The organism is Pseudomonas sp. AK106, assembly GCF_053903055.1.
In genome coordinates this window covers 1,469,793-1,491,297 of sequence record NZ_CP096426.1, presented here as the reverse complement: position 1 = coordinate 1,491,297, position 21,505 = coordinate 1,469,793, and the positions used below count along the sequence as shown (strand labels likewise).

Below are 21,505 nucleotides of genomic sequence, written 5' to 3'. Positions count from 1 at the left end.
GATGGGCATGTTCGAGAGCACGTTCAGCTGGAACGACCTGCAATTCATGCTTCAGGGCGCCTGTGTCACGATTTTGCTGACCGTGGTGTCGATGTTCATCGGCACGCTGGCCGGGGTGGTCTGCGGCATGGCCCGCGCCCTGCTGCCGCGCAGCACGATCCCGCTGGCCTGGCTGCTGGACGTGTTTCGCAGCGTGCCGTTGCTGATCCAGTTCGTGCTGTTCAACGCGCTGAAAAGCATCGTCGGCCTGAACTGGAGCGCCTTCGCCGTCGCCTGCGTGGTGCTGGGCCTGTACGTCACCGCTTACTGCACGGAGATCGTGCGCAGCGGCGTGCTGTCGGTGCCGCTCAGCCTGCGCCGCGCCAGTCGTTCCCTGGGCCTGACGTACTGGCAGGACCTGCGCCAGATCGTCATGCCGATGGCCACCCGCGTGGCGTTTCCCGGCTGGATCAACCTGCTGCTGGGGGTGATGAAAGACACCGCGCTGGTGATGTGGATCGGCATCGTCGAACTGCTGCGCGCCTCGCAAACCATCGTCACGCGCATTCAGGAGCCGCTGTTGGTGCTGTGCATCGCCGGCCTGATTTATTACGTCATGAGTCTGGTGGTCGCTCGCCTGGGCGCCCGGCTGGAAACGAGGTGGCAGGAAAATGATTGAGATCGACAACGTGCACAAGTCATTCGGCGAGCTTGAGGTCATCAAGGGCGTGAGCCTGCAGGTGAACAAGGGCGAAGTGGTGTCGATCATCGGCGGTTCGGGCTCGGGCAAGTCGACCTTGCTGATGTGCATCAACGGCCTGGAATCGATCAAGAGCGGCAGCATTCGCGTCGACGGCACCGAGGTTCACGCCAGGGGCACGGACATCAACAAGCTGCGGCAGAAGATCGGCATTGTCTTCCAGCAGTGGAACGCGTTCCCCCATCTGACGGTGCTGGAAAACGTGATGCTCGCCCCGCGCACGGTGCTGGGCAAAAGCAAGGCCGAAGCCGAAGCGCTGGCGGTCAAGCAACTGACCCACGTCGGGCTGGGCGACAAGCTCAAGGTGTTTCCCGGCAAATTGTCGGGCGGTCAGCAACAGCGCATGGCGATTGCCCGGGCGCTGGCGATGTCGCCGGATTACATGCTGTTCGACGAGGCCACGTCGGCACTCGATCCGCAACTGGTGGGCGAGGTGCTGGACACCATGCGCATGCTGGCCGAGGACGGCATGACGATGATTCTGGTGACCCACGAAATCCGCTTCGCCCGGGACGTGTCGGACCGCGTGGCGTTTTTCCGCAACGGGCTGGTGCACGAGATCGGCACGCCGGATCAGGTGATCGGCAACCCGCAACGGCCGGAGACGGCGGATTTTTTGCGATCAATCAACTAGAGCCTGCTCAGGAGGGCCTTAGGTCATGCGCTCATCGAAAGTGATTCATGTGGTCAGTTGTCACGCCGAGGGTGAGGTGGGCGATGTGATTGTTGGCGGGGTTGCGCCGCCTCCCGGAGAGACGATCTGGGAGCAGTCGCGCTGGATCGAGAAGGACAACGTGCTACGCAATTTCATGCTCAATGAGCCCCGCGGCGGGGTGTTCCGCCACGTCAATCTGCTGGTGCCGCCCAAGCACCCGAAGGCGCAGATGGGCTGGATCATCATGGAGCCGGCCGACGTGCCGCCGATGTCCGGTTCCAATTCCCTGTGCGTGGCGACGGTGCTGCTGGACAGCGGGATTCTGCCGATGACCGAGCCGGAAACCCGGCTGATACTGGAGGCGCCGGGCGGCCTGATCGAGGCGATTGCCCAGTGCCGCGACGGCAAGGTGACGAGCGTCGAGGTGCACAACCACCCTTCTTTCGCCGATCAGCTGGACGTGTGGATCGAGGTGCCGGGGCTGGGTTCGGTTCAGGTCGATACCGCCTATGGCGGCGACAGTTTTGCCATCGTCGATTCGGTGAAGCTGGGCTTTTCGTTGACCGCCGATGAAGCCAAGGACCTGGTGGACACCGGCCTGAAAATCACCAAGGCGGCCAACGAGCAACTGGGTTTCAGCCACCCGTTGAACACGGACTGGAATCACATTTCCTTCTGCCAGATCGCCGCGCCGGTCAACTTTGACGGCGGCGTGGCCCATGCGGCGAACGCGGTGGTGATTCGCCCGGGCAAGATTGACCGCTCGCCGTGCGGCACCGGGTGTTCCGCGCGGCTGGCGGTGTTGCATGCGAAGGGTCAGTTGAAGGTGGGGGACCGGTTTATCGGACGTTCGATCATTGGCTCGGAGTTCCGCTGCAAGATCCAGAGCGAGACTGAAGTGGCCGGGCGCAAGGCGATCATCCCGAGCCTGTCCGGGCGGGCGTGGATCACCGGGACGCACCAGCACATGCTCGACCCGAGCGACCCGTGGCCGGAGGGCTACAAGCTGAGTGATACGTGGCCGGTGGGGTTGAAGCTGTAGATGCTGCGGCTGCTTTCAATAAATCGAAACCGATTTTTCTGAATGAATGCAAAACCGATTTTTTCTGAATGAATGCAAATCCTGTAGGAGTGAGCTTGCTCGCGAATGCGGTATGTCTGCGATGGATGTGGTGACTGACACTCCGCATTCGCGAGCAAGCTCACTCCTACAAGGGGTCGGGGACAGCCTGAAGCACCGCTAACGCAGAAAAAGAAGGGCGTCATACGCCCAAACCAGAACGTATACGAAATACCTTTACCCAATCAGGAGTCAATCATGAGCCAGTCCGTATTCTGGAGCGGGGTCTTCCCTGCCGTTACCACGCAATTCAACGACGATTTCTCCCTCAATCTGGAGGCGACCCATAAGGTCATTTCCAACCTGGTGCGCGATGGCGTGTCGGGGCTGGTGATCTGCGGGACTGTGGGGGAAAACACTTCATTGAGCGTCGCTGAAAAGATCAGCCTGGTGGAAGCGGCCAAAGACGCCTCGGCCGGGCGCGTACCGGTGATTTCGGGCATTGCCGAGTTCACTAGCGCCAACGCCAGTGCCGTCGCCAAAGAAGTGCAGAAAGCCGGCGCCGACGGGATCATGCTGATGCCGGCGCTGGTGTACTCGGCCAAGCCTTTCGAAACCGCCACGCACTTCCGCACCGTGGCCGCCGCCACCGACCTGCCGATGATGGTTTACAACAACCCGCCGATCTACAAGAACGACGTCACGCCGGACATCCTCATCTCCCTGGCGGACTGCGACACCATCGTGTGTTTCAAGGATTCATCGGGCAACACCAACCGCTTTATCGACGTGCGCAACGAAGTCGGTGATCGCTTCGTGCTGTTTGCCGGGCTCGATGATGTGTTGGTGGAGAGCGTTGCGGTGGGCGCGGTGGGCTGGGTGTCGGGGATGTCCAACGCCTTTCCGAAAGAGGGCGAGACGCTGTTCCGTCTGGCCAAGGCCGGGCGTTTTGCCGAGGCGATGGCGCTGTATGAGTGGTTCATGCCGCTGCTGCACCTGGACGCGCGTCCGGACCTGGTGCAGTGCATCAAGCTGTGCGAAGCGATCATGGAACGCGGCAGCGCCCTCACCCGCCCACCGCGGCTGGCGCTGCCGGACAGTGATCGGGAATATGTCGAGAGATTGATGAAGACCGCATTGGCGAACAAGCCGGTGTTGCCGGATGTGGGGTTGTAACCCGCGCTTTGATGGGGTGAACGAATACGTGAGCCCCGCACCATCTTCGGTAGGAGCGTGGCTTGTCCCGCGATCTGGCGCGAAGCGGCAGCAAACTGACAACTGCGGGGAGTCAGGTGCCCCGCGTTTGCAGGTTTCACGACGACTGCGTCGCCGATCGCGGGACAAGCCACGCTCCTACGGTTCTGCGGCGGATGAGCCTTCGCATTCGGCCTTACACATTCACCACATTCACAAACCGCGAGGCGGCGGTGTCGTCGATGCGCAGGTTGGTGAAATCGAACAGGTTGCGGTCCGCCAGTTGCGACGGCTGGACGTTCTGCAGGCTGCGGAAAATCATGTCGGAGCGGCCCGGGGTTTTGCGGTCCCATTCCTGCAGCATGTCCTTGACCACCTGACGCTGCAGGTTTTCCTGGGAGCCGCACAGGTTGCACGGGATGATCGGGAATTGCTTGATGTCCGAATAGGCCTGAATGTCCTTCTCGGCGCAGTAGGCCAGCGGACGAATCACCACGTTGCGGCCATCGTCGGCGCGCAGCTTGGGCGGCATGGCCTTGATGCTGCCCTGGAAAAACATGTTCAGGAAAAACGTCTCGACGATGTCGTCACGGTGGTGACCGAGGGCCATTTTGGTCGCGCCGATTTCATCCGCGAACGTATACAGCGTGCCGCGACGCAGGCGCGAACACAGCGAGCAGGTGGTCCGGCCCTCGGGGATCAATTCCTTGACCACCGAGTAGGTGTCTTTCTCGACGATGTGGTACTCGACGCCCAATTGCGCCAGGTACGCCGGCAGGACGTGCTCGGGGAAGCCTGGCTGCTTCTGGTCCATGTTCACCGCGACGATGTCGAAGTGGATCGGCGCGACTTTCTGCAAATGCATCAGCACATCCAGCAGCGTGTAACTGTCCTTGCCGCCGGACAGGCAGACCATCACCTTGTCGCCCTCTTCAATCATGTTGTAGTCGGCCACCGCTTCGCCCGCGAGCCGACGCAGACGCTTCTGCAGTTTGTTCTGATTGACTGAAAGGGTGCCCATGGTGCTGGTATCCGCTCGCTGTGGTGTGAAGTGACGTGGGGAAAGGGTCGGCATTTTACGCAAAAAGCCCGGACCGGGTAATGCCCGTTGCGGGTTCGATCGCGGTCGGTTTCGGAGGGTCTCTGATCGCTAACCGCTATTAGCCGCGTGTTTGAACACCTCAATCGCTCTAACGCATCCGGTTCTGGAGTGATCAGCTTTCTATACTGACCTGAGAGGTCCCAGCCATTTCCCTTGCTCGACTGAGACCTTGTCCTGACGGCATCTGGCGGTCAGGCGCTGCGTCGCAAGCGCTGACACACTTCACGGGAGTAACGGACATGATCCATCACGTCTTGGGGCTGTTTACCCACCCCGATCGGGAATGGCAACAGATACGTGGCGAAGGTGAAGAAACCATCGGCCATATGTACCTCACCCACACGCTGATACTGGCAGCGATCCCGGCGGTGTCGGCGTACATCGGCACGACGCAGGTGGGCTGGCAAATCGGCGACCGCGCGCCGGTCATGCTGACCAGCGACAGCGCAGTGTGGATGGCCCTGATGTCGTACATCGCCATGCTCGCCGGGGTCGGCATCATGGGCGGCTTCATCCACTGGATGGCGCGCACCTATGACGCGACGCCCAGCCTGGCGCGCTGCGTGGCCTTTGCGACCTACACGGCGACGCCGCTGTTCCTCGGCGGGCTGGCCGCGCTGTACCCGCACATGTGGGTGGGGATGATGGTCGGGCTGGCGGCGGTTTGCTACACGGTTTACCTGCTGTACGTCGGTTTGCCGGTGTTCATGGGCGTCCACCCCGACGAAGGCTTCATGTTCTCAAGCTCGGTGCTGGCGGTCGGGCTGGTGGTGTTGGTGGCGATCATGGCCTTTACGGTGGTGCTGTGGGGCGTCGGAGTCGGGCCGGAATTCACGAACTGATTCAGGGTGACCATTCGGCGCCTGGGGTTTTGGCGGTACATGAGCTTTGCGGCATACTCGCCTCCTCTGGAGACCGATGAAACATGCTCGAACCTCTCAACACCCGCGTCGAATCCTGCTACCAGCAAGCCGAAGACTTCTTCAAACGTCCCTTCAAACGTCCGGTGGTAAGCGTCAAGTTGCGCGGCCAGAAGGCCGGCGTAGCCCACCTGCACGAGAACATGCTGCGCTTCAATCCGCAGCTGTACCTCGAAAACAGCGAAGACTTTCTGCGCCAGACCGTCCCCCACGAGGTCGCGCACCTGGTGGCTCATCAACTGTTCGGCGACACCATCCAGCCCCATGGCGAGGAATGGCAGCTGATCATGCGCGGCGTCTACGAGCTGCCGCCGAACCGTTGCCACACCTACGAAATCCAGCGCCGCAGCGTGACCCGCTACATCTACCGCTGCCCGTGCCCGGAAAGTGATTTCCCGTTCACCGCCCAGCGCCACAAGCTGGTGCGCAAAGGCCGCCGATATCTGTGCAAGCGCTGCCGGGAGATTCTGGTGTTCAGCGGCGAGACGCGGGTGGAGTGATTGCCGCAGACCCATTGTGTGCGAGCTTGCTCGCGAAGGCTTTGGGTCAGTCGGCTCCCCCTTTGTCTGACCCACCGCATTCGTCAGCAAGCTGACTCCCACAGGTTTTGTGTCCGCGGAGTAGCCCGCAGCCAGCGCCCAAAAAAATACTCATAAAAAAACCTGTCCGAAGACAGGCTTTTTGAACAACCTTTACCGCTAACGCATCTTACGAACGCACAACAGGGGTAGGCGCGGTTTCAGCCACACCCAGGTCGTCGGTCGGCGCGGTGTTATCGATGGCACGACCGCCAGACGCCAGCTCGGCCTGCATCTGCGGAACGTCCAGCTCGCCGACCCACTTGGCGACCACCAGGGTTGCCACGGCGTTACCGCACAGGTTGGTCAGGGCGCGGGCTTCGGACATGAAGCGGTCGATGCCGAGGATCAGCGCCAGACCGGCCACCGGCAGATGGCCCACGGCGGACAGCGTCGCGGCCAGCACGATGAAGCCTGAACCGGTCACGCCTGCCGCACCTTTGGACGACAGCAGCAGCACCAGCAACAGGGTGACCTGATGGGTGATGTCCATGTGGGTGTTGGTGGCCTGAGCGATGAACACTGCGGCCATGGTCAGGTAGATCGAAGTACCGTCGAGGTTGAACGAGTAACCGGTCGGGATCACCAGACCGACGACGGATTTCTTCGCGCCCAGACGCTCCATCTTGATCAGCATGCGTGGCAGTGCCGACTCGGACGACGACGTACCCAGCACGATCAGCAGCTCTTCGCGGATGTACTTGATCAGCTTGAGGATGCTGAAGCCGTGAGCTTTGGCGATGGAGCCCAGCACCAGCAGCACGAACAGCAGGCAAGTGATGTAGAAGCACAGCATCAGCTGGCCCAGTTGCACCAGCGAGCTGACGCCGTAGGCACCGATGGTGAACGCCATGGCGCCCAGCGCACCGATCGGGGCAAGCTTCATGATCATGTTGATGATGTTGAACATGACGTGGGCGAAGCGATCGATGAAGTCCAGGATCGGCTTGCCGTACGCGCCCAGGCGATGCAGGGCGAAACCGAAGATCACCGAGAACATCAGCACTTGCAGGATGTCGCCGTTGGCGAATGCGCCGACGATGGTGTTCGGGATCACGTTGAGGATGAAGCCGACGATGCTCTGGTCTTTACCGGCGGTCACGTAGGCCGCGACTTTGGAAGCGTCGAGGGTGGACACGTCGATGTTCATGCCGGCGCCCGGCTGGACGACGTTGACCACGATCAGGCCGATGATCAGCGAGATGGTCGAGACGATTTCGAAGTAGAGCAGCGCGTAGCCGCCGGTCTTGCCCACGGATTTCATGCTCTGCATGCCAGCGATGCCGCTGACGACGGTGCAGAAGATGATCGGTGCAATGACCATTTTGATCAGTTTGATGAAACCGTCACCCAGCGGTTTGAGCGTTACGGCAGTTTCGGGGTACCAGTGGCCGAGGGCGATACCGACGATAATCGCGACGATCACCTGGGCGTAAAGGGATTTATAGATGGGCTGACGAGTCGTCATTGCAGTTTCCTCAAGAGCATCGAGCTGCAGCATTCCGGTTGCAGTGACGCCTAAAGTGCGAACCCTCCTGCTCGGAGGGATTTGTTTTTGTCGAGCTGCGCGCGGCAGACCTCTGCCCAGTGCTTTGCAGGCACCGTGCCAGTGTTGATAAATCGCAGGAGAGGCCCGGTTTCCGTGAACCGTCTGTTTAACGGTAGACCCGTACACCGGAAAGGGATGGCGGTTTTCCGCCGTTTGGCGGCAAATACCTCGCCACACTGGCGGGTATCCGCCTCGACGGGCGTGGGAACGCCTTGAGGTTAGATGGCGAACTGAATGCGGAAGGCCGCGCCGCCCAGTTCCGAATCGCCCAGGGTCAGCTGCGCGCCATAGCTTTCGATGATGTCCTTGACGACCGCCAGACCAATCCCCTGCCCCGGGTTTTGCGTGTCCAGCCGCTCACCGCGTTCGAGAATCCGTGCGCGCTGGCTTTCCGGAACGCCCGGGCCGTCGTCTTCGATGCACAACTCGTCGCCCATCATCGATGACCGCCAGCTCACGCGCACTTCGCCGAGGCAAAGGCGGTAGGCGTTTTCCAGCAGGTTGCCGAGCATCTCCAGCAAGGCGCCCTCTTCCATTTGCACCTGGCCGTTGTCCGGCAGGTCGAGGACCACGTTGACGCGCTTGTCGCGGTAGACCTTTTCCAGCGTGTTGCACAGGCTTTGCACCACCGGCCTGAGGGCCACGTGATAACGCACCAGCCCGCTTTTGCGCAGGCTGGCGCGTTGCAACTGATAGCTGATCTGCTGGCTCATGCGTTCGATCTGCGATTGCAGAATCCGCGCCTGCTCCAGGTCTTCCGGCCGTTTGGCAATCTGCTCGCTGACGCCCTGCAGCACGGCCAGCGGGGTTTTCAGGCTGTGGGCGAGATCGTCGAGGGAGTCGCGGTAACGAATGCGTTGCTCCCGTTCGCTACGCAACAGGCGGTTGAGCGAGTCGGTCAGGCGCAGCAGTTCGCTGGGGTGTTCTTCGCTGAGGCTTTCCCGCGAGCCGGCCTCGACCTGATCGAGTTCCTGACTCATGCCCCGCAGGGCGCGCAGTCCCCAGGTCAGCCCGCCCCACAGCAGAATCAACAGAACCAGCAGCGCGCCGCCGAAGCCCAGGTAGAGTTTCTGGCGCAGGCCGGAGATAGTTTCCTGGTATTCGCGCACCGGTTGCAGGGCGACGATGCTGAAAGCGGCGTTGCGGCCGCCGAGCAGTTTGATTTCGACGTCGTAGACGAAAAATTCTTCGCCGTTGGGTTGGCGGATCTTGGCGAATTCGTTGCCGCGGCCGTCGTAGCGTGGCTGGTAGTCGATGGCTTCGTCTTCGGTGGCCCGGGAGCGCCACACCAGTTTGCCGGCGCGGTTATAGATGTAGCCGAGCAAGCGGCTGTCGGGCAGGGCAAATTGTTCGCCGGGCAGTAACGACGGCATCAACAGGTGATCGTCTTCGACCCGGGCGGCGGAGATCAACGTGGTGACGTCGGACGCCAGGCGTTTTTCGATGGAGCTTTCCAGCGCCAGGCTGAAGGCGCTCTGCAGCGCCGGCAGCATCAGCAGCATGAAGATGACGGCCAAGGTCGCGGCGCCCAGCATCAGACGCAGGCGCAGCGAACGAATCATGTACAGCGCTCGGTGAACAGGTAGCCCAGGCCACGCACGGTGTCGATCGGTTTGAAGCCGGCGGGCCCTTCGAGTTTGCGCCGCAGACGGCCGACCAGCACTTCGATCACGTTCGGATCGCGCTCGTCGTCATCGGGGTACAGCTGCTCCATCAGGCGCTCCTTGGGCACCACTTGCTGGTGATGGCGCATGAGGTATTCGAGAATCCGGTATTCGTAGGCGGTCAGCGCCAGGGGCTGTTCGTCCAGGGACGCCTGCTTGCGGTTGAGGTCCAGGGTCAGCGGCCCGGCAACGATGGTCGCGTGGGTGAAACCGCTGGAGCGTCGCAGCAAGGCGTTGAGGCGCGCTTCGAGCTCTTCGAACTGGAAGGGCTTGACCACGTAGTCGTCGGCGCCGGCAGCCAGGCCTTCGACCTTGTCCTGCCAGTTGCCGCGCGCGGTCAGGATGAGGATCGGGAATGCCTTGTTCTGCACGCGCAGCTGGCGGATCAGGTCGAGACCGCCAACCCCGGGCAGGCCCAGGTCGATGACCGCCAGATCGTGGTTGAACTGGCCCGCCTGATACAACGCTTCCTCGGCGTTGCCCACCGCTTCGACGACGTGACCGCTTTCGGTCAGACGGGTCTGCAGGTGGTGACGCAGCAGGGCTTCATCTTCGACAACCAGCAATTTCATGACGCTCTCCCAGGCAAAGGCAACCCTCTTTTTTCAAGAGTCTCAACGACGCTGCCGAGCGCGTGCAGTGTGACGAGCCCGGCAGTGATTGTGCAATCCAGACACCGCTAAAAACAGGCTGGCGGCTTATAAACCGGCTTATAAAACGTGGTGGACAGGTAAATAGGTGTGCGGGCTCTCGCTCAGGCTCAACGAGGGCGGTTGCTGCGCTGTGCGGGCTGGTGCGCCGGTCTCGAACAGTCTAGACGTGCCCGGTGAAGACATCTGCACGCTGTAAAAGGCCGGAAGATTGCCCGTTTGAACGCTCACCCCATTGACGCGGGCGGTGAGATTTCCGTAGCCGGCGGCGTAGGGATCGTCCACAGGCTGCTGGCTGAAAGCCTGGCTCCAATTGCCGACCTGGCTGGTGGTGGCCAGACTGCGGCGCAGGCCGTTGAGGCGGTCGGCGCGTTCGGTGTTCTTGCCGAAGTCGGTGCGGGACAGGTCCGCGTTGCCATCAGCCGCTTGCGCCGCCGCGCTGCTGCCAAGGAACGCCAGCGCCAGAAAGAGCTTGTTGAACGTCAGCATGAGCAGGTCCTCCGGCGCCAGGCGCCTTGTTGGGTACGGTTTGGAGCATACCCAGCCAGCGCTGAACCCCTCCTGAACACGTACTGACCCACCGCATTCGTCAGCAAGCTGACTCCCACAGGTTCTGTGCCTGGCGCTGAATTCCCGGGCAGCGAAGATCTCTTGTGTCGGCCTAACGGCCTCGGGTTTTGCCTTCGGCGAGTTACTTGGAAAAGCACCCCAAGTAACCAAGGGTGCCTGCTCTTGGTTGGGCCCTTCGTTCCTCAGGGTTCCTTCACTCCGGTCTCGCTCCGTGGGCCCGCGCCGAACGGACATCCATGTCCTGACGGCGCTCTCGCCGCATCCATGCGGCTCGGCCCACTGCGCGAGACCTGCGTTCAGCCTGCACCCAAGTCGCGATTGGCGGTGTCTGAGCTTTCTGCGCATGAAGATCAAAAGCTTCCCGGCTGAAGCCGGTCCTACAGATCTACCGCGGCCACTGTAGGACTGGCTTTAGCCGGGAAGAGGCCGGTTTGATCAACACGCATTTCACTGAGTGCACGCGCTGCTCTTTGTGGGACCGGCTTCAGCCGGGAAGAGGCTAGCAGAGCGAGCTTGCTCGCGAAGACGATTTGCCTGCCCGCAAACCGGTTTTGCGCACGACGCCGCGGTTCCGGCAGAATGCCGGGCATGACTCGATCTCCGACACTGCCTGACTGTTGCCCCGCCCTCACCGCTCACTGGCCCTTGCCCCATGGGCTGGCGGATGTGGTGCTGGTGAGCAGTCGCTTCGATCCGCAAAAGCTCATCGACGGCGATTTTCAGCGCTGTCTCATCGAGCCGCCCGCCTCCATTCAGCGGTCGGTGGCCAAGCGGCAGACGGAGTTTCTCGCCGGTCGTTTGTGCGCGCGGGAGGCGATGCGCCGGCTGGACGGCCGCTCCCATGTCCCGCTGATCGGCGAAGACCGCGCGCCGGTCTGGCCTGAAGACGTCACCGGCTCGATCACCCACAGCACCGGCTGGGCCGCCGCGATCGTGGCGCGCAAATCAGACTGGCGCGGGCTGGGGCTGGACGTGGAACAGTTGATGAGCCACGAGCGCGCCGTGCGTCTGGCCGGAGAGGTTCTGACCCCGGCGGAAATGCAACGCCTGAATACCGGCCCCGAGCATGAAGCAGCCAAGCTCGTCACCCTGACCTTTTCCCTGAAAGAAAGCCTGTTCAAGGCGCTCTACCCCATCGTGCTCAAGCGCTTTTATTTCGAGGATGCCGAACTGCTGGAATGGTCAGACGAAGGCACCGCGCGGCTGCGGCTGAAGATTGATCTGTCGGAGGAATGGCACAACGGCAAGGAGCTGGACGCGCAGTTCAGCGTGCAGGATGGGCAGCTGTTGAGTCTGGTGGCGATTCGAGGCTGACGGCCGCGCCCACCGGACAATGCTCACACCGCCCCACCCATTCCACCCGATGACTCAAACAGCACGTGCGCCGCTGCCGAACCATCTGCCCTTCCTTTTCTATATAGCTAACGGCATTGAACAGCGGATTGCGCCGCCCATCCGGCCTCAGCCGTTCCCGCAACAGCCCATACCCTGCCGCAACTGAAACCTCGCTCGCCGCAGACAACTGCCGCAAGCAGGTTTCAAGATAATCTCCGGCGTTGCCCCACAGCACCGCCGTCGGCACATCGCCGTAGGCACTCAAGCGATCGATCACGTGCTGAAGATTCTCCAGCAGCGGCGCAAACCGCTCGAACGGATCGTCCGAAACCGCCACCGGCGTAACGGCCCCCTCAAACCTCACCCCATCCAGATAGCCACGTTCATGCAGGGCAAAACTCAGGCGATCCAGCCCCAGCGGCCACCCCAAGCCATAGGCCAGACTCGCCACCACCACCGGCGGGATCAGCTGCATGGCGTAGTACTTCATCCACTGCGAGACCAGCACCCGCAGCTGCTCCCTCAGCAACGCCGGCCCATACACCTTCAGCAGCAAGCGATCCAGAACCTCATCCTGCAACAGCTCGGTCAGCGGCAACACAGGCCGCGTTTCATAGACCACCACCGTGCGGAAAAACCCGGCCAGCGCACCGTCGAACATCATGCATCTCCCTGCTTACGCGGCCAGGCCAGGCTGAAACACGCGCCGCCCAAGGTATGGCTGCGCCCGATCAGCGCGCGCCCGCCGTGCCAATGAATGATGCGGCGCACGATCGACAATCCCAGCCCATGCCCGCCCGACGCCCGGGTGCGGCTGTCGTCCAGACGCATAAACGGCGTGAAGATCCGCTCCCAGGCACTTTCCGGCACGCCGGGTCCGTTATCGTCCACGTCGATGCGGCAGCGCGCTTCACTCAACTGATAGCCGATGCGCACCTCCGATTCGGCGTGGCGCATGGCGTTGCTCACCAGATTCTGCAGCGCACGGTGCAAGTATCGCGGCTCGGCCTCGACCCAATGGATCTCGCCGGACCCCGTACGGTGCAGCGCATCAACACACTCCCCGCGCCTGACACTGATATTCGGCCGCAGCGGCGCCAGTTCGGCAATCACCTGATCGATCAGGGCGTCGAGGTCGATGCGCTGGAAATTCAGGGTCGGCGCGCCCTGCTCCAGGCGCGCGTAGGTGAGCATCTCGTCCACCAGCTTGTCGAGGTCCTGGATATCGCTGTCCATGCCGACCATGTATTTTTGCCGCGCTTCCGGGGTCGTGGCGTCGTTGATCATTTCCAGCCCGAAACGCAACCGCGCCACCGGCGTACGTAGCTCATGGGACACCGCGCGCACCAGTTCGCGCTGGATCATCAGCGAACGCTGCAGGTGCTCGGCCATGCCGTTGAACGCCGACGCCAGCCGCCCGACCGAATCCGCGCCCGCCCCCGCACTTGCTACAGGCACGCGGGTTTCCAGGCTGCCCTGGGCGATCTGCGTGGCCGCCGCTTCCAGTCCGCGCAGACGATGCTCGAGCCGACGCACCAGCAAATAAACCACCAGACCGATCAGGCACAGACCGAGAAACGCGATCAGGATAAGCAGCTCCGGCGGATAGGGATTCATCTGGAACAGCGGTCCGATCTCCAGCACCCACGGGGTTTCGCCAACGCCAGACAGCACGCGGATCGAATCGCCGCCCTTGCCCAGCGCCATCACTGTGTCACCCTCGTCGATGCGCCGACGCTGGTCATCGTCCACATCCAGGTTCTCCAGACGGATCAGCTGCATGTCGAAGCCGAACCCCTTGCTCTGGCGCAACGCTTCCAGCCGCGCCGGCTGCTCATCGACGGGCAGACGTACCAGTTCGTCGAGCAACAGAAAGATGGTCGCGCGGGCCAGTTGCTCGCTGATCTGCCGCACCTCGCCGGTCAGGAGCAAGCCGCTGGACGGATTGCCTGACAGCCCAGGCTCGACCTCCCGAAACACTTGCGCGGCATGGGGTCCGGTCTGTTCGACCACCACCTGTCCGCGACTCAGCCGACTGCGTGCGCCGCCGTCCAGGTGCGCGTGCTCGGCGGTTTGCAGTGTCAGCGGAATGCCCAGCAGGCGCTCCCACACGGCGAGGGCGCGGGTGCGTTCAATGTCATCCATGCCGCGCAGGTTGTCGGCCATCAGCGTGAAGGTGCCGTGGGCCAATTGCTCGCGGTACTGATCGGCGCGCACGGCGTTGACCAGATGCAGGGTCAGCACGCCGAGCAATGCCACCAGCACCAGAACGCCGAGCATGCCGCCATAGATGCGCAGGAAGATGGAATTCATCGGTCAGCCGTCGCGCTTGGGGGATGGCAGTTGCGCGGCGGCGTGGGGCACGAACAGGTAACCCTTGTTGCGCACGGTCTTGATCAGGCGCGGGTGGTCGGGGTCGTCACCGATGCGCGGGCGGATTTTCGAGATGCGCACATCAATGGAGCGGTCCTGGCCGTCGTAGCCGACGCCGCGCAGGGCGGTGAAGATTTCTTCGCGAGAGAGGATGCGCCCGGCGTTGCTGACCAACAGCCACAGCAGGTCGAATTCGGCGCTGGTCAGCTCGACGCTCTGGTCGTTGAGCCAGGCTTCGCGCAGGGTGTTGTCCACCACCAGCGCGCCGAACTCTAGACGTTGCTGTGCCTGGACAGGGCTTTCGACGGTTTCGCTGCGCCTTAATAAGGCATGGATGCGCGCGAGCAGTACGCGGGGGTGCACCGGTTTGCCGACGTAATCGTCTGCGCCCATGTCCAGGCCCTGGATCTGGTCACAGTCGTCGGTGCGCGCAGTGAGCATCAAGATCGGGCCGTCATAGCGGCTGCGCACCTTGCGGCAGATGGTCAGGCCGTCCTCGCCGGGCAGCATGAGGTCGAGGATCACCAGATCCGGCTGCTCGTCGACGATTCGCCGGGCCGCCCGCGCGCCGTCTCCTTCGAGGCTCACGCGCAGGCCATTGTTTTCGAGGTAGTCGCGGGTGAGTTCGGCCAGCCGCTGGTCATCCTCGACGATCAGCACCTGCCAGGGTTGTGGCTGCACGGTGAGGCTCCTTGTTTTTTCTTATTAATAGTGCTTGCGCAACGGGCTTTTGCGATCGCGTTCACGCCCGCAAAATTCCCGAAAAAATGATTTCGGCCGCCGACAAAGCGCTCATCCCAGACGCCATGCGGCCTACACGGGATTTCGCCGTTTCACACACAAATTACACACAGCCTTATCCACAGGTCATGCGTTGCAGTAAGTGTCCGAAACGCATATCTTGTAGCCCTTCGACGGCGCAGACCCTACATGTGGGGTTTTAGCCTAAATCTCAAACACAAGTCAGGGCGCGATTTCAAGGTTTTTTTCTCGCGAATGACGTGTGTACGAAGGGCTGAATAACCCCCGAATCTACCGCTTTACCCCGCCCGCGCGAATGGCAGACCACCCAGCCTTGGGATCTGCGCGCAGCGGCACACGTGTTGCAACATCACACGCGCATTCTGCAACAGTTTTTGGGGTGACGGGCTTAAGTCCGGCACCCTTTTCGACTTCAACGCCAGGGAGGGTAAATCCGCCTTCCCATTCGTCTTGAAGTCATGGCCTGACATTTGTCAGTTCACTGCCGCAAGACGAAACGGTGGGCGCGTACTCCGCGTCCAAACAAACTTAAAGAACGTGGAGACACCCATGCAAACCGACACAACTCGCGAGAATCCGCAGGCCACCGCGCCGCAGACAGGTGCGACCCAGCAGGACCTGTCCGCCACCGCGCCGGGTCAGCTGCGTGTGATCAAGCGTAACGGCACCGTCGTTGCGTACACCGATGACAAGATCACCGTCGCCATCACCAAGGCCTTTCTCGCAGTTGAAGGCGGCACCGCTGCCGCTTCGTCGCGTATCCACGACACCGTTGCGCGCCTGACTGAACAGGTCTCCGCGACCTTCAAGCGCCGCATGCCGTCGGGCGGCACCATCCACATCGAAGAAATCCAGGATCAGGTCGAACTGGCGCTGATGCGCGCCGGCGAGCAGAAAGTTGCCCGCGACTACGTGATCTACCGCAACGAGCGCTCCAAGGAGCGTGCCGGTCGCAGCGCTGGCGAACCCCCCGTGCAAGCGCACCCGTCGATTCGCATCACCGCCAAAGACGGCAGCCTCGCGCCGCTGGACATGGGCCGCCTGAACACCATCGTCACTGAAGCGTGCGAAGGCCTGGCCGAGGTTGATGCCGACCTGATCCAGAGCGAAACCCTGAAGAACCTGTACGACGGCGTTGCCTTGACCGACGTCAACACCGCCCTGGTGATGACCGCGCGTACCCTGGTCGAGCGTGAGCCGAACTACTCGTTCGTCACCGCGCGCCTGCTGATGGACACCCTGCGTGCCGAAGGCCTGGGTTTCCTCGGTGTCGCCGAAAGCGCCACCCACCACGAAATGGTCGACCTGTACGCCAAGGCGCTGCCGGCTTACGTCGAGAAAGGCATCCAGTTCGAACTGCTGAACCCTGTGCTGGCCGAATTTGACCTGGAAAAACTGGGCAAGGCGATCAACCACGAGCGCGACCAGCAGTTCACCTATCTGGGCCTGCAAACCCTGTACGACCGTTACTTCATCCACAAGGACGGCATCCGTTTCGAACTGCCGCAGATCTTCTTCATGCGTGTGGCCATGGGCCTGGCGATCGAAGAGAAAGCCCGCGAAGACCGCGCCATCGAGTTCTACAACCTGTTGTCGTCCTTCGACTACATGGCCTCGACCCCGACACTGTTCAACGCCGGCACCCTCCGTCCACAGCTGTCGAGCTGCTACCTGACCACCGTTCCGGATGACCTGTCGGGCATTTACCACGCCATCCACGACAACGCCATGCTGTCCAAATTCGCAGGCGGTCTGGGCAACGACTGGACGCCGGTTCGCGCGCTGGGCTCTTACATCAAGGGCACCAACGGCAAATCCCAGGGCGTCGTGCCGTTCCTGAAAGTGGTCAACGACACGGCCGTGGCCGTGAACCAGGGCGGCAAGCGCAAAGGCGCTGTCTGTGCGTACCTGGAAACCTGGCACATGGACATCGAAGAGTTCATCGAGCTGCGCAAGAACACCGGTGATGATCGCCGTCGTACCCACGACATGAACACCGCCAACTGGATCCCTGACCTGTTCATGAAGCGTGTCTTCGACGACGGCAAGTGGACCCTGTTCTCGCCGTCCGAAGTGCCTGATCTGCACGACCTGACCGGTAAAGCCTTCGAAGAGCGCTACGAGTACTACGAAGCGCTGACCGAGTACCCGGGCAAGGTCAAGCTGTTCAAGACCATTCAGGCCAAAGACCTGTGGCGCAAAATGCTGTCCATGCTGTTCGAAACCGGCCACCCATGGCTGACCTTCAAGGACCCGTGCAACCTGCGTTCGCCGCAGCAGCACGTCGGCGTGGTTCACAGCTCGAACCTGTGCACCGAGATCACCCTGAACACCAACAAGGACGAGATCGCGGTCTGCAACCTGGGCTCGATCAACCTGCCGAACCACATCGTCGACGGCAAGCTGGACACCGACAAGCTCAAGCGCACCATCGACGTTGCCGTGCGCATGCTCGATAACGTGATCGACATCAACTACTACTCGGTGCCGCAAGCGAAGAACTCCAACTTCCGTCACCGTCCGGTCGGTCTGGGCATCATGGGCTTCCAGGACGCGCTGTACCTGCAGCACATTCCTTACGGTTCCGATGCCGCTGTCGAATTCGCCGACCGCTCGATGGAAGCCGTCAGCTACTACGCGATCCAGGCGTCCTGCGATCTGGCGGACGAGCGCGGTGCCTACGAGACGTTCCAGGGTTCGCTGTGGTCCAAAGGCATCCTGCCGCTGGATTCGCAACAGATCCTGATCGAGCAGCGTGGCCAGAAGTACATCGACGTCGACCTCAACGAATTCCTGGACTGGGCGCCTGTGCGTGCTCGCGTTCAGAAAGGCATTCGTAACTCGAACATCATGGCCATCGCACCGACCGCGACCATCGCCAACATCACCGGCGTGTCGCAGTCGATCGAACCGACTTACCAGAACCTGTACGTGAAATCGAACCTGTCGGGCGAATTCACCGTGATCAACCCGTACCTGGTTCGCGACCTGAAAGCCCGCGATCTGTGGGACCCGGTCATGATCAACGACCTGAAGTACTACGACGGTTCGGTGCAGCAGATCGAGCGCATCCCGCAGGAGTTGAAAGACCTCTACGCGACGGCCTTCGAAGTGGACACCAAGTGGATCGTTGACGCGGCCAGCCGTCGTCAGAAGTGGATCGACCAGGCCCAGTCGCTGAACCTGTACATCGCCGGCGCTTCGGGCAAGAAGCTGGACGTGACCTACCGCATGGCCTGGTACCGTGGTCTGAAAACCACTTACTACCTCCGTGCCCTGGCCGCGACCAGCACCGAGAAGTCGACCATCAACACCGGCAAGCTGAACGCCGTTTCCAGCGGTGGCCACGGCCCGGACGACTCGGCGATCACCGCCCCACGTCCAGCCGAAGCGGCTCCGGCCGGTCCAGCGCCAGTGCCGAAAGCCTGCGCGATCGACGAGCCGGACTGCGAAGCCTGCCAGTAAAACCCGCCGGTATGCGCGCCTCTCTGTAGGCGCGCTTGCCCGCGAACAGCTCGCTCAATTGTAGGAGTGAGCTTGCTCGCGAAGCGGTTCAAGCAACACCGCAACCCGGGAGCCCAAGCGCTCCCGGCCCTCGCTACCCCTCCCCGGTTTCAGCTACACTCCCCTCTTGCCAAGCCAGGAGAACGCCCCATGCCAGCTGCCTCGCTAGAGTCCAAAAAAGCCTACTGCGCCAAAACGCGCCGCTCCAACTACGCCGCCAGCCTGCGTCTGGAAGGTTACGAGAGCTCGCCCGCCGACTCCGAACGCCGCCTGCCCTCCCGGGAAGAGCTGCTCACCAGCTACCGCAAAAAACAGGCCTGATGGTCGACAAATACGGCGTCGGACAGGACCCTTACTGTCCGCCCGGCAGCACTGTGCTGCGCAACCGCCTCGACCTCACCGACGCAGAGACCCTGGCCCAAGCCGAGCGCGACCTGTCCGAAGTCGCCGCCGAAGCCATCGACTTCTCCCCTCCTCCCTACGACCTGCCCTACCTGCAAGCCATCCACCGCCAGCTGTTCGCCGATCTCTATGACTGGGCGGGCGAACTGCGCACCGTCGACATCTCCAAAGACCAGACCCACTTCTGCGTGACCCACCGCATCGAGCCCGAGGCCAACAAGCTGTTCAAGGCATTGGCCGACGCGAACTGGTTTCAGGATCTGGATCGGAGGCGCTTGATTGCGGTGAGTGCGGAGCTGTTTGGGGATCTGAACGTGGTTCATCCGTTTCGAGAGGGGAATGGGCGGGCGCAGCGGATTCTGTTTGAACACCTCATCGTGAATGCGGGGTTTGAGATCAGTTGGTGGCCGGTGGAAGCGGAGGAATGGATACGGGCGAACGTGGATGCGGTGGGGTGTGATTATGAGGGGTTGGTGCGGGTGTTTGAGCGGTGTGTTGGGGGGGCGATTGGGGCTGCGCCTGAATAAGCATCCCCCGTCTTCGGAGCGCAGATGCCGACACCATTTGTCAGGTCGGCGATGACTCCATTGAGCGCCTTATCGGAAGGTCCTCGGCCGAAGCTCACGTATCACGGGGCTCTCCAAGGTTGAGGTCGTTTATCGCACACTGACCTGCGTCACGAACGCGCTCACATGTCGAAATACTCATTCCCTCCAATACCATATCGTGTGTATTCTTACGCCACAGACCACAAGATAGGCGATTCAGAAGCATCGAATCGTTGACAGGTCAAGGACAATCCAGCACTGATTCGCCAACCCGAACAGCCGCTGAAATGATAGACAAAAGGGTCGCAGCAAAGACGTACGGAGCAAATTTCCGTATACTCGCGCCCCCCAATCAAGGACAACGCCATGACCACCTGCGCAGCCCAAGTCGACCAGAGTTTTATGGTCATCACTCGTCTGCCGTGTCAGCGTTCTGCTCCTCTCCCGGATGACGGCCCTCGCGCCTGACAGCCTTCACCGGAACCTCGAACACATAGATTTCAGAGAGACTTCTCTCGACCGCTGTATGGCGTGACCCGTGTCACAACAGCAGCAAACCGATTACTCAAATCCACAGGCCGCGTAAAACCGGTCCTCTAGCAGGAGCCTCCTCACCATGCTGAGCTGGGACGAATTCGACAAAGAAGACGCCGCTGAACCCGCCAAAGGCGCCAACGCCGGCCATGCTTCCGAAGCCGCGATGGACAAACTCGACAGCGCCGGTGGTGCTGCTGCTCTTGAAGCCCGCGCCGTCAGCGCAAACGACTCCGACGCCATTGCCCGCGCCAAAGCCGCGCTGGACAAGCTGGACGTCGCTGAAGGCCTTGCCGAACTCGAAGGCTCCGCCGCCCGCGTCGCGGTCGACGAAAAACGCATGATCAACTGCCGCGCCGACCTCAACCAACTCGTGCCTTTCAAGTACGACTGGGCCTGGCAGAAGTATCTGGACGGTTGCGCCAACCACTGGATGCCGCAAGAGGTCAACATGACCACGGACATCGCCCTCTGGAAAGACCCGGAAGGCCTGACCGACGACGAGCGCCGCATCGTCCTGCGCAACCTGGGCTTCTTCTCCACCGCCGACTCCCTGGTTGCCAACAACCTCGTGCTGGCCGTGTATCGCCTCATCACCAACCCTGAGTGCCGCCAGTACATCCTGCGCCAGGCGTTCGAGGAAGCGATCCACACCCACGCCTACCAGTACTGCATCGAATCGCTGGGCATGGACGAAGGCGAGATCTTCAACATGTACCACGAGATCCCGTCCGTCGCCAAAAAGGCAGCCTGGGGCCTCAAATACACCCGCTCGATCTCCGATCCGAAGTTCGAAACCGGCACCGTCGAAACCGACAAAGAACTGCTGCGCAACCTGATCGCCTACTACTGCGTCCTGGAAGGCATCTTCTTCTACTGCGGCTTCACCCAGATCCTCTCCATGGGTCGCCGCAACAAAATGACCGGCGTCGCAGAACAGTTCCAGTACATCCTGCGTGACGAGTCCATGCACCTGAACTTCGGCATCGACGTGATCAACCAGATCAAAATCGAAAACCCACACCTGTGGGACGCCGAAATGAAGGAAGAAGCAACCCAGATGATCCTGCAAGGGACCCAACTGGAAATCGAATACGCCCGCGACACCATGCCCCGCGGCGTACTGGGCATGAACGCAGCGATGATGGAGGACTACCTCAAGTTCATCGCCAACCGTCGTTTGAGCCAGATTGGGTTGAAGGAAGAGTACCCAGGGACGACCAACCCGTTCCCATGGATGAGCGAGATCATGGACTTGAAGAAAGAGAAGAACTTCTTTGAGACGCGGGTGATTGAGTATCAAACGGGTGGGGCGTTGAGCTGGGATTAAAGATTTAAATACACGACCTAGCATTTCGATTAAGGC

Annotated in this window: 19 protein-coding genes; 11 read left to right on the top strand and 8 right to left on the bottom strand. The window is 61.5% G+C overall.

Features of this window, described 5'->3' with window-relative positions:
* Positions 1–7 precede the first annotated feature (7 nt).
* From M1E04_RS06770 to M1E04_RS06755, 4 genes are all read left to right on the top strand, one after another.
* Entirely contained in the window at positions 8–658 is a 651-nt protein-coding gene (locus tag M1E04_RS06770) for an amino acid ABC transporter permease (protein WP_456292620.1), read from the top strand.
* Positions 651–1,373, top strand: a complete 723-nt coding sequence (locus tag M1E04_RS06765; RefSeq protein WP_065992809.1) for an amino acid ABC transporter ATP-binding protein — start codon at positions 651–653, stop codon at positions 1,371–1,373. Before M1E04_RS06770 ends, M1E04_RS06765 begins: the two co-directional genes overlap by 8 nt.
* Positions 1,374–1,398: 25 nt before the next feature.
* Positions 1,399–2,436: a trans-3-hydroxy-L-proline dehydratase gene (locus tag M1E04_RS06760; RefSeq protein ID WP_456292619.1), complete on the top strand. Its 1,038-nt coding sequence runs from the start codon at positions 1,399–1,401 to the stop codon at positions 2,434–2,436.
* Between the two features lie 276 nt (positions 2,437–2,712).
* On the top strand, positions 2,713–3,630 hold the full coding sequence (locus tag M1E04_RS06755; RefSeq protein WP_456292618.1) for a dihydrodipicolinate synthase family protein: 918 nt from the start codon (positions 2,713–2,715) through the stop codon (positions 3,628–3,630).
* A 214-nt stretch (positions 3,631–3,844) separates the two neighbouring features.
* Here the strand turns inward: M1E04_RS06755 and ttcA are convergent, their stop codons facing one another.
* Positions 3,845–4,669, bottom strand: coding sequence for a tRNA 2-thiocytidine(32) synthetase TtcA (gene ttcA, locus M1E04_RS06750; protein ID WP_065992805.1), 825 nt, complete (start codon positions 4,667–4,669; stop codon positions 3,845–3,847).
* A 320-nt stretch (positions 4,670–4,989) separates the two neighbouring features.
* Here ttcA and M1E04_RS06745 point away from each other — a divergent pair, with 320 nt between their 5' ends.
* A complete protein-coding gene (locus M1E04_RS06745; protein WP_456292617.1) occupies positions 4,990–5,592 on the top strand; it encodes a Yip1 family protein in 603 nt (200 codons plus the stop codon).
* Positions 5,593–5,675: 83 nt separating this feature from the next.
* Positions 5,676–6,170: a SprT family zinc-dependent metalloprotease gene (locus M1E04_RS06740; RefSeq protein WP_265388771.1), complete on the top strand. Its 495-nt coding sequence runs from the start codon at positions 5,676–5,678 to the stop codon at positions 6,168–6,170.
* Between the two features lie 208 nt (positions 6,171–6,378).
* Here M1E04_RS06740 and M1E04_RS06735 read toward each other — a convergent pair whose 3' ends face one another.
* The 4 genes from M1E04_RS06735 to M1E04_RS06720 all read right to left on the bottom strand — a co-directional run bounded on the left by M1E04_RS06735 (position 6,379) and on the right by M1E04_RS06720 (position 10,600).
* Positions 6,379–7,716, bottom strand: a complete 1,338-nt coding sequence (locus M1E04_RS06735; RefSeq protein WP_192133922.1) for a dicarboxylate/amino acid:cation symporter — start codon at positions 7,714–7,716, stop codon at positions 6,379–6,381.
* A gap of 299 nt (positions 7,717–8,015) precedes the next feature.
* On the bottom strand, positions 8,016–9,359 hold the full coding sequence (locus M1E04_RS06730) for an ATP-binding protein (protein WP_065992797.1): 1,344 nt from the start codon (positions 9,357–9,359) through the stop codon (positions 8,016–8,018).
* Entirely contained in the window at positions 9,356–10,033 is a 678-nt protein-coding gene (locus M1E04_RS06725; protein ID WP_192133924.1) for a response regulator transcription factor, read from the bottom strand. Before M1E04_RS06725 ends, M1E04_RS06730 begins: the two co-directional genes overlap by 4 nt.
* Before the next feature lie 138 nt (positions 10,034–10,171).
* Complete coding sequence (locus M1E04_RS06720; protein WP_192133925.1) at positions 10,172–10,600, bottom strand: hypothetical protein; 429 nt, start codon at positions 10,598–10,600, stop codon at positions 10,172–10,174.
* Positions 10,601–11,269: 669 nt separating this feature from the next.
* Between M1E04_RS06720 and M1E04_RS06715 the strand changes: the two genes are divergently transcribed.
* Positions 11,270–11,995 (top strand): 4'-phosphopantetheinyl transferase family protein, encoded by a 726-nt coding sequence (locus M1E04_RS06715; RefSeq protein ID WP_456292616.1) that lies wholly within the window; start codon positions 11,270–11,272, stop codon positions 11,993–11,995.
* Here M1E04_RS06715 and fhuF read toward each other — a convergent pair.
* From fhuF to M1E04_RS06700, 3 genes are read right to left on the bottom strand one after another with little or no spacing between them, the layout of a single operon-like run.
* Positions 11,946–12,680 carry a siderophore-iron reductase FhuF gene (gene fhuF / locus M1E04_RS06710; RefSeq protein WP_456292615.1) on the bottom strand — a complete coding sequence of 245 codons (735 nt, stop codon included), beginning with the start codon at positions 12,678–12,680 and terminating at the stop codon, positions 11,946–11,948. The genes M1E04_RS06715 and fhuF overlap by 50 nt on opposite strands.
* Entirely contained in the window at positions 12,677–14,329 is a 1,653-nt protein-coding gene (locus M1E04_RS06705) for an ATP-binding protein (RefSeq protein ID WP_456292614.1), read from the bottom strand. Before M1E04_RS06705 ends, fhuF begins: the two co-directional genes overlap by 4 nt.
* A gap of 3 nt (positions 14,330–14,332) precedes the next feature.
* Entirely contained in the window at positions 14,333–15,070 is a 738-nt protein-coding gene (locus M1E04_RS06700) for a response regulator (RefSeq protein WP_456292613.1), read from the bottom strand.
* 630 nt (positions 15,071–15,700) lie between these two features.
* Between M1E04_RS06700 and M1E04_RS06695 the strand changes: the two genes are divergently transcribed.
* The 4 genes from M1E04_RS06695 (at position 15,701) to M1E04_RS06680 (ending at position 21,469) form a co-directional block, all read left to right on the top strand.
* Positions 15,701–18,616, top strand: a complete 2,916-nt coding sequence (locus M1E04_RS06695) for a ribonucleoside-diphosphate reductase subunit alpha (RefSeq protein ID WP_456292612.1) — start codon at positions 15,701–15,703, stop codon at positions 18,614–18,616.
* A 189-nt stretch (positions 18,617–18,805) separates the two neighbouring features.
* Positions 18,806–18,976, top strand: a complete 171-nt coding sequence (locus M1E04_RS06690; RefSeq protein ID WP_122535490.1) for a YhfG family protein — start codon at positions 18,806–18,808, stop codon at positions 18,974–18,976.
* Complete coding sequence (locus M1E04_RS06685; protein WP_456292611.1) at positions 18,976–19,584, top strand: putative adenosine monophosphate-protein transferase Fic; 609 nt, start codon at positions 18,976–18,978, stop codon at positions 19,582–19,584. Before M1E04_RS06690 ends, M1E04_RS06685 begins: the two co-directional genes overlap by 1 nt.
* A gap of 637 nt (positions 19,585–20,221) precedes the next feature.
* Entirely contained in the window at positions 20,222–21,469 is a 1,248-nt protein-coding gene (locus tag M1E04_RS06680; RefSeq protein ID WP_037012114.1) for a ribonucleotide-diphosphate reductase subunit beta, read from the top strand.
* Positions 21,470–21,505 lie beyond the last annotated feature (36 nt).

Bases quoted from the DNA above. Each gene is read 5' to 3' on its own strand.
- M1E04_RS06695 (WP_456292612.1), top strand. From the start codon at position 15,701: ATGCAAACCGACACAACTCGCGAGAATCCGCAGGCCACCGCGCCGCAG.
- M1E04_RS06715 (WP_456292616.1), top strand. From the start codon at position 11,270: ATGACTCGATCTCCGACACTGCCTGACTGTTGCCCCGCCCTCACCGCT.
- M1E04_RS06770 (WP_456292620.1), top strand. From the start codon at position 8: ATGTTCGAGAGCACGTTCAGCTGGAACGACCTGCAATTCATGCTTCAG.
- ttcA (WP_065992805.1), bottom strand. From the start codon at position 4,669: ATGGGCACCCTTTCAGTCAATCAGAACAAACTGCAGAAGCGTCTGCGT.
- M1E04_RS06705 (WP_456292614.1), bottom strand. From the start codon at position 14,329: ATGAATTCCATCTTCCTGCGCATCTATGGCGGCATGCTCGGCGTTCTG.
- M1E04_RS06720 (WP_192133925.1), bottom strand. From the start codon at position 10,600: ATGCTGACGTTCAACAAGCTCTTTCTGGCGCTGGCGTTCCTTGGCAGC.
- M1E04_RS06735 (WP_192133922.1), bottom strand. From the start codon at position 7,716: ATGACGACTCGTCAGCCCATCTATAAATCCCTTTACGCCCAGGTGATC.
- M1E04_RS06690 (WP_122535490.1), top strand. From the start codon at position 18,806: ATGCCAGCTGCCTCGCTAGAGTCCAAAAAAGCCTACTGCGCCAAAACG.
- M1E04_RS06755 (WP_456292618.1), top strand. From the start codon at position 2,713: ATGAGCCAGTCCGTATTCTGGAGCGGGGTCTTCCCTGCCGTTACCACG.
- M1E04_RS06740 (WP_265388771.1), top strand. From the start codon at position 5,676: ATGCTCGAACCTCTCAACACCCGCGTCGAATCCTGCTACCAGCAAGCC.
- M1E04_RS06745 (WP_456292617.1), top strand. From the start codon at position 4,990: ATGATCCATCACGTCTTGGGGCTGTTTACCCACCCCGATCGGGAATGG.
- fhuF (WP_456292615.1), bottom strand. From the start codon at position 12,680: ATGATGTTCGACGGTGCGCTGGCCGGGTTTTTCCGCACGGTGGTGGTC.
- M1E04_RS06760 (WP_456292619.1), top strand. From the start codon at position 1,399: ATGCGCTCATCGAAAGTGATTCATGTGGTCAGTTGTCACGCCGAGGGT.
- M1E04_RS06765 (WP_065992809.1), top strand. From the start codon at position 651: ATGATTGAGATCGACAACGTGCACAAGTCATTCGGCGAGCTTGAGGTC.
- M1E04_RS06730 (WP_065992797.1), bottom strand. From the start codon at position 9,359: ATGATTCGTTCGCTGCGCCTGCGTCTGATGCTGGGCGCCGCGACCTTG.
- M1E04_RS06685 (WP_456292611.1), top strand. From the start codon at position 18,976: ATGGTCGACAAATACGGCGTCGGACAGGACCCTTACTGTCCGCCCGGC.
- M1E04_RS06680 (WP_037012114.1), top strand. From the start codon at position 20,222: ATGCTGAGCTGGGACGAATTCGACAAAGAAGACGCCGCTGAACCCGCC.
- M1E04_RS06725 (WP_192133924.1), bottom strand. From the start codon at position 10,033: ATGAAATTGCTGGTTGTCGAAGATGAAGCCCTGCTGCGTCACCACCTG.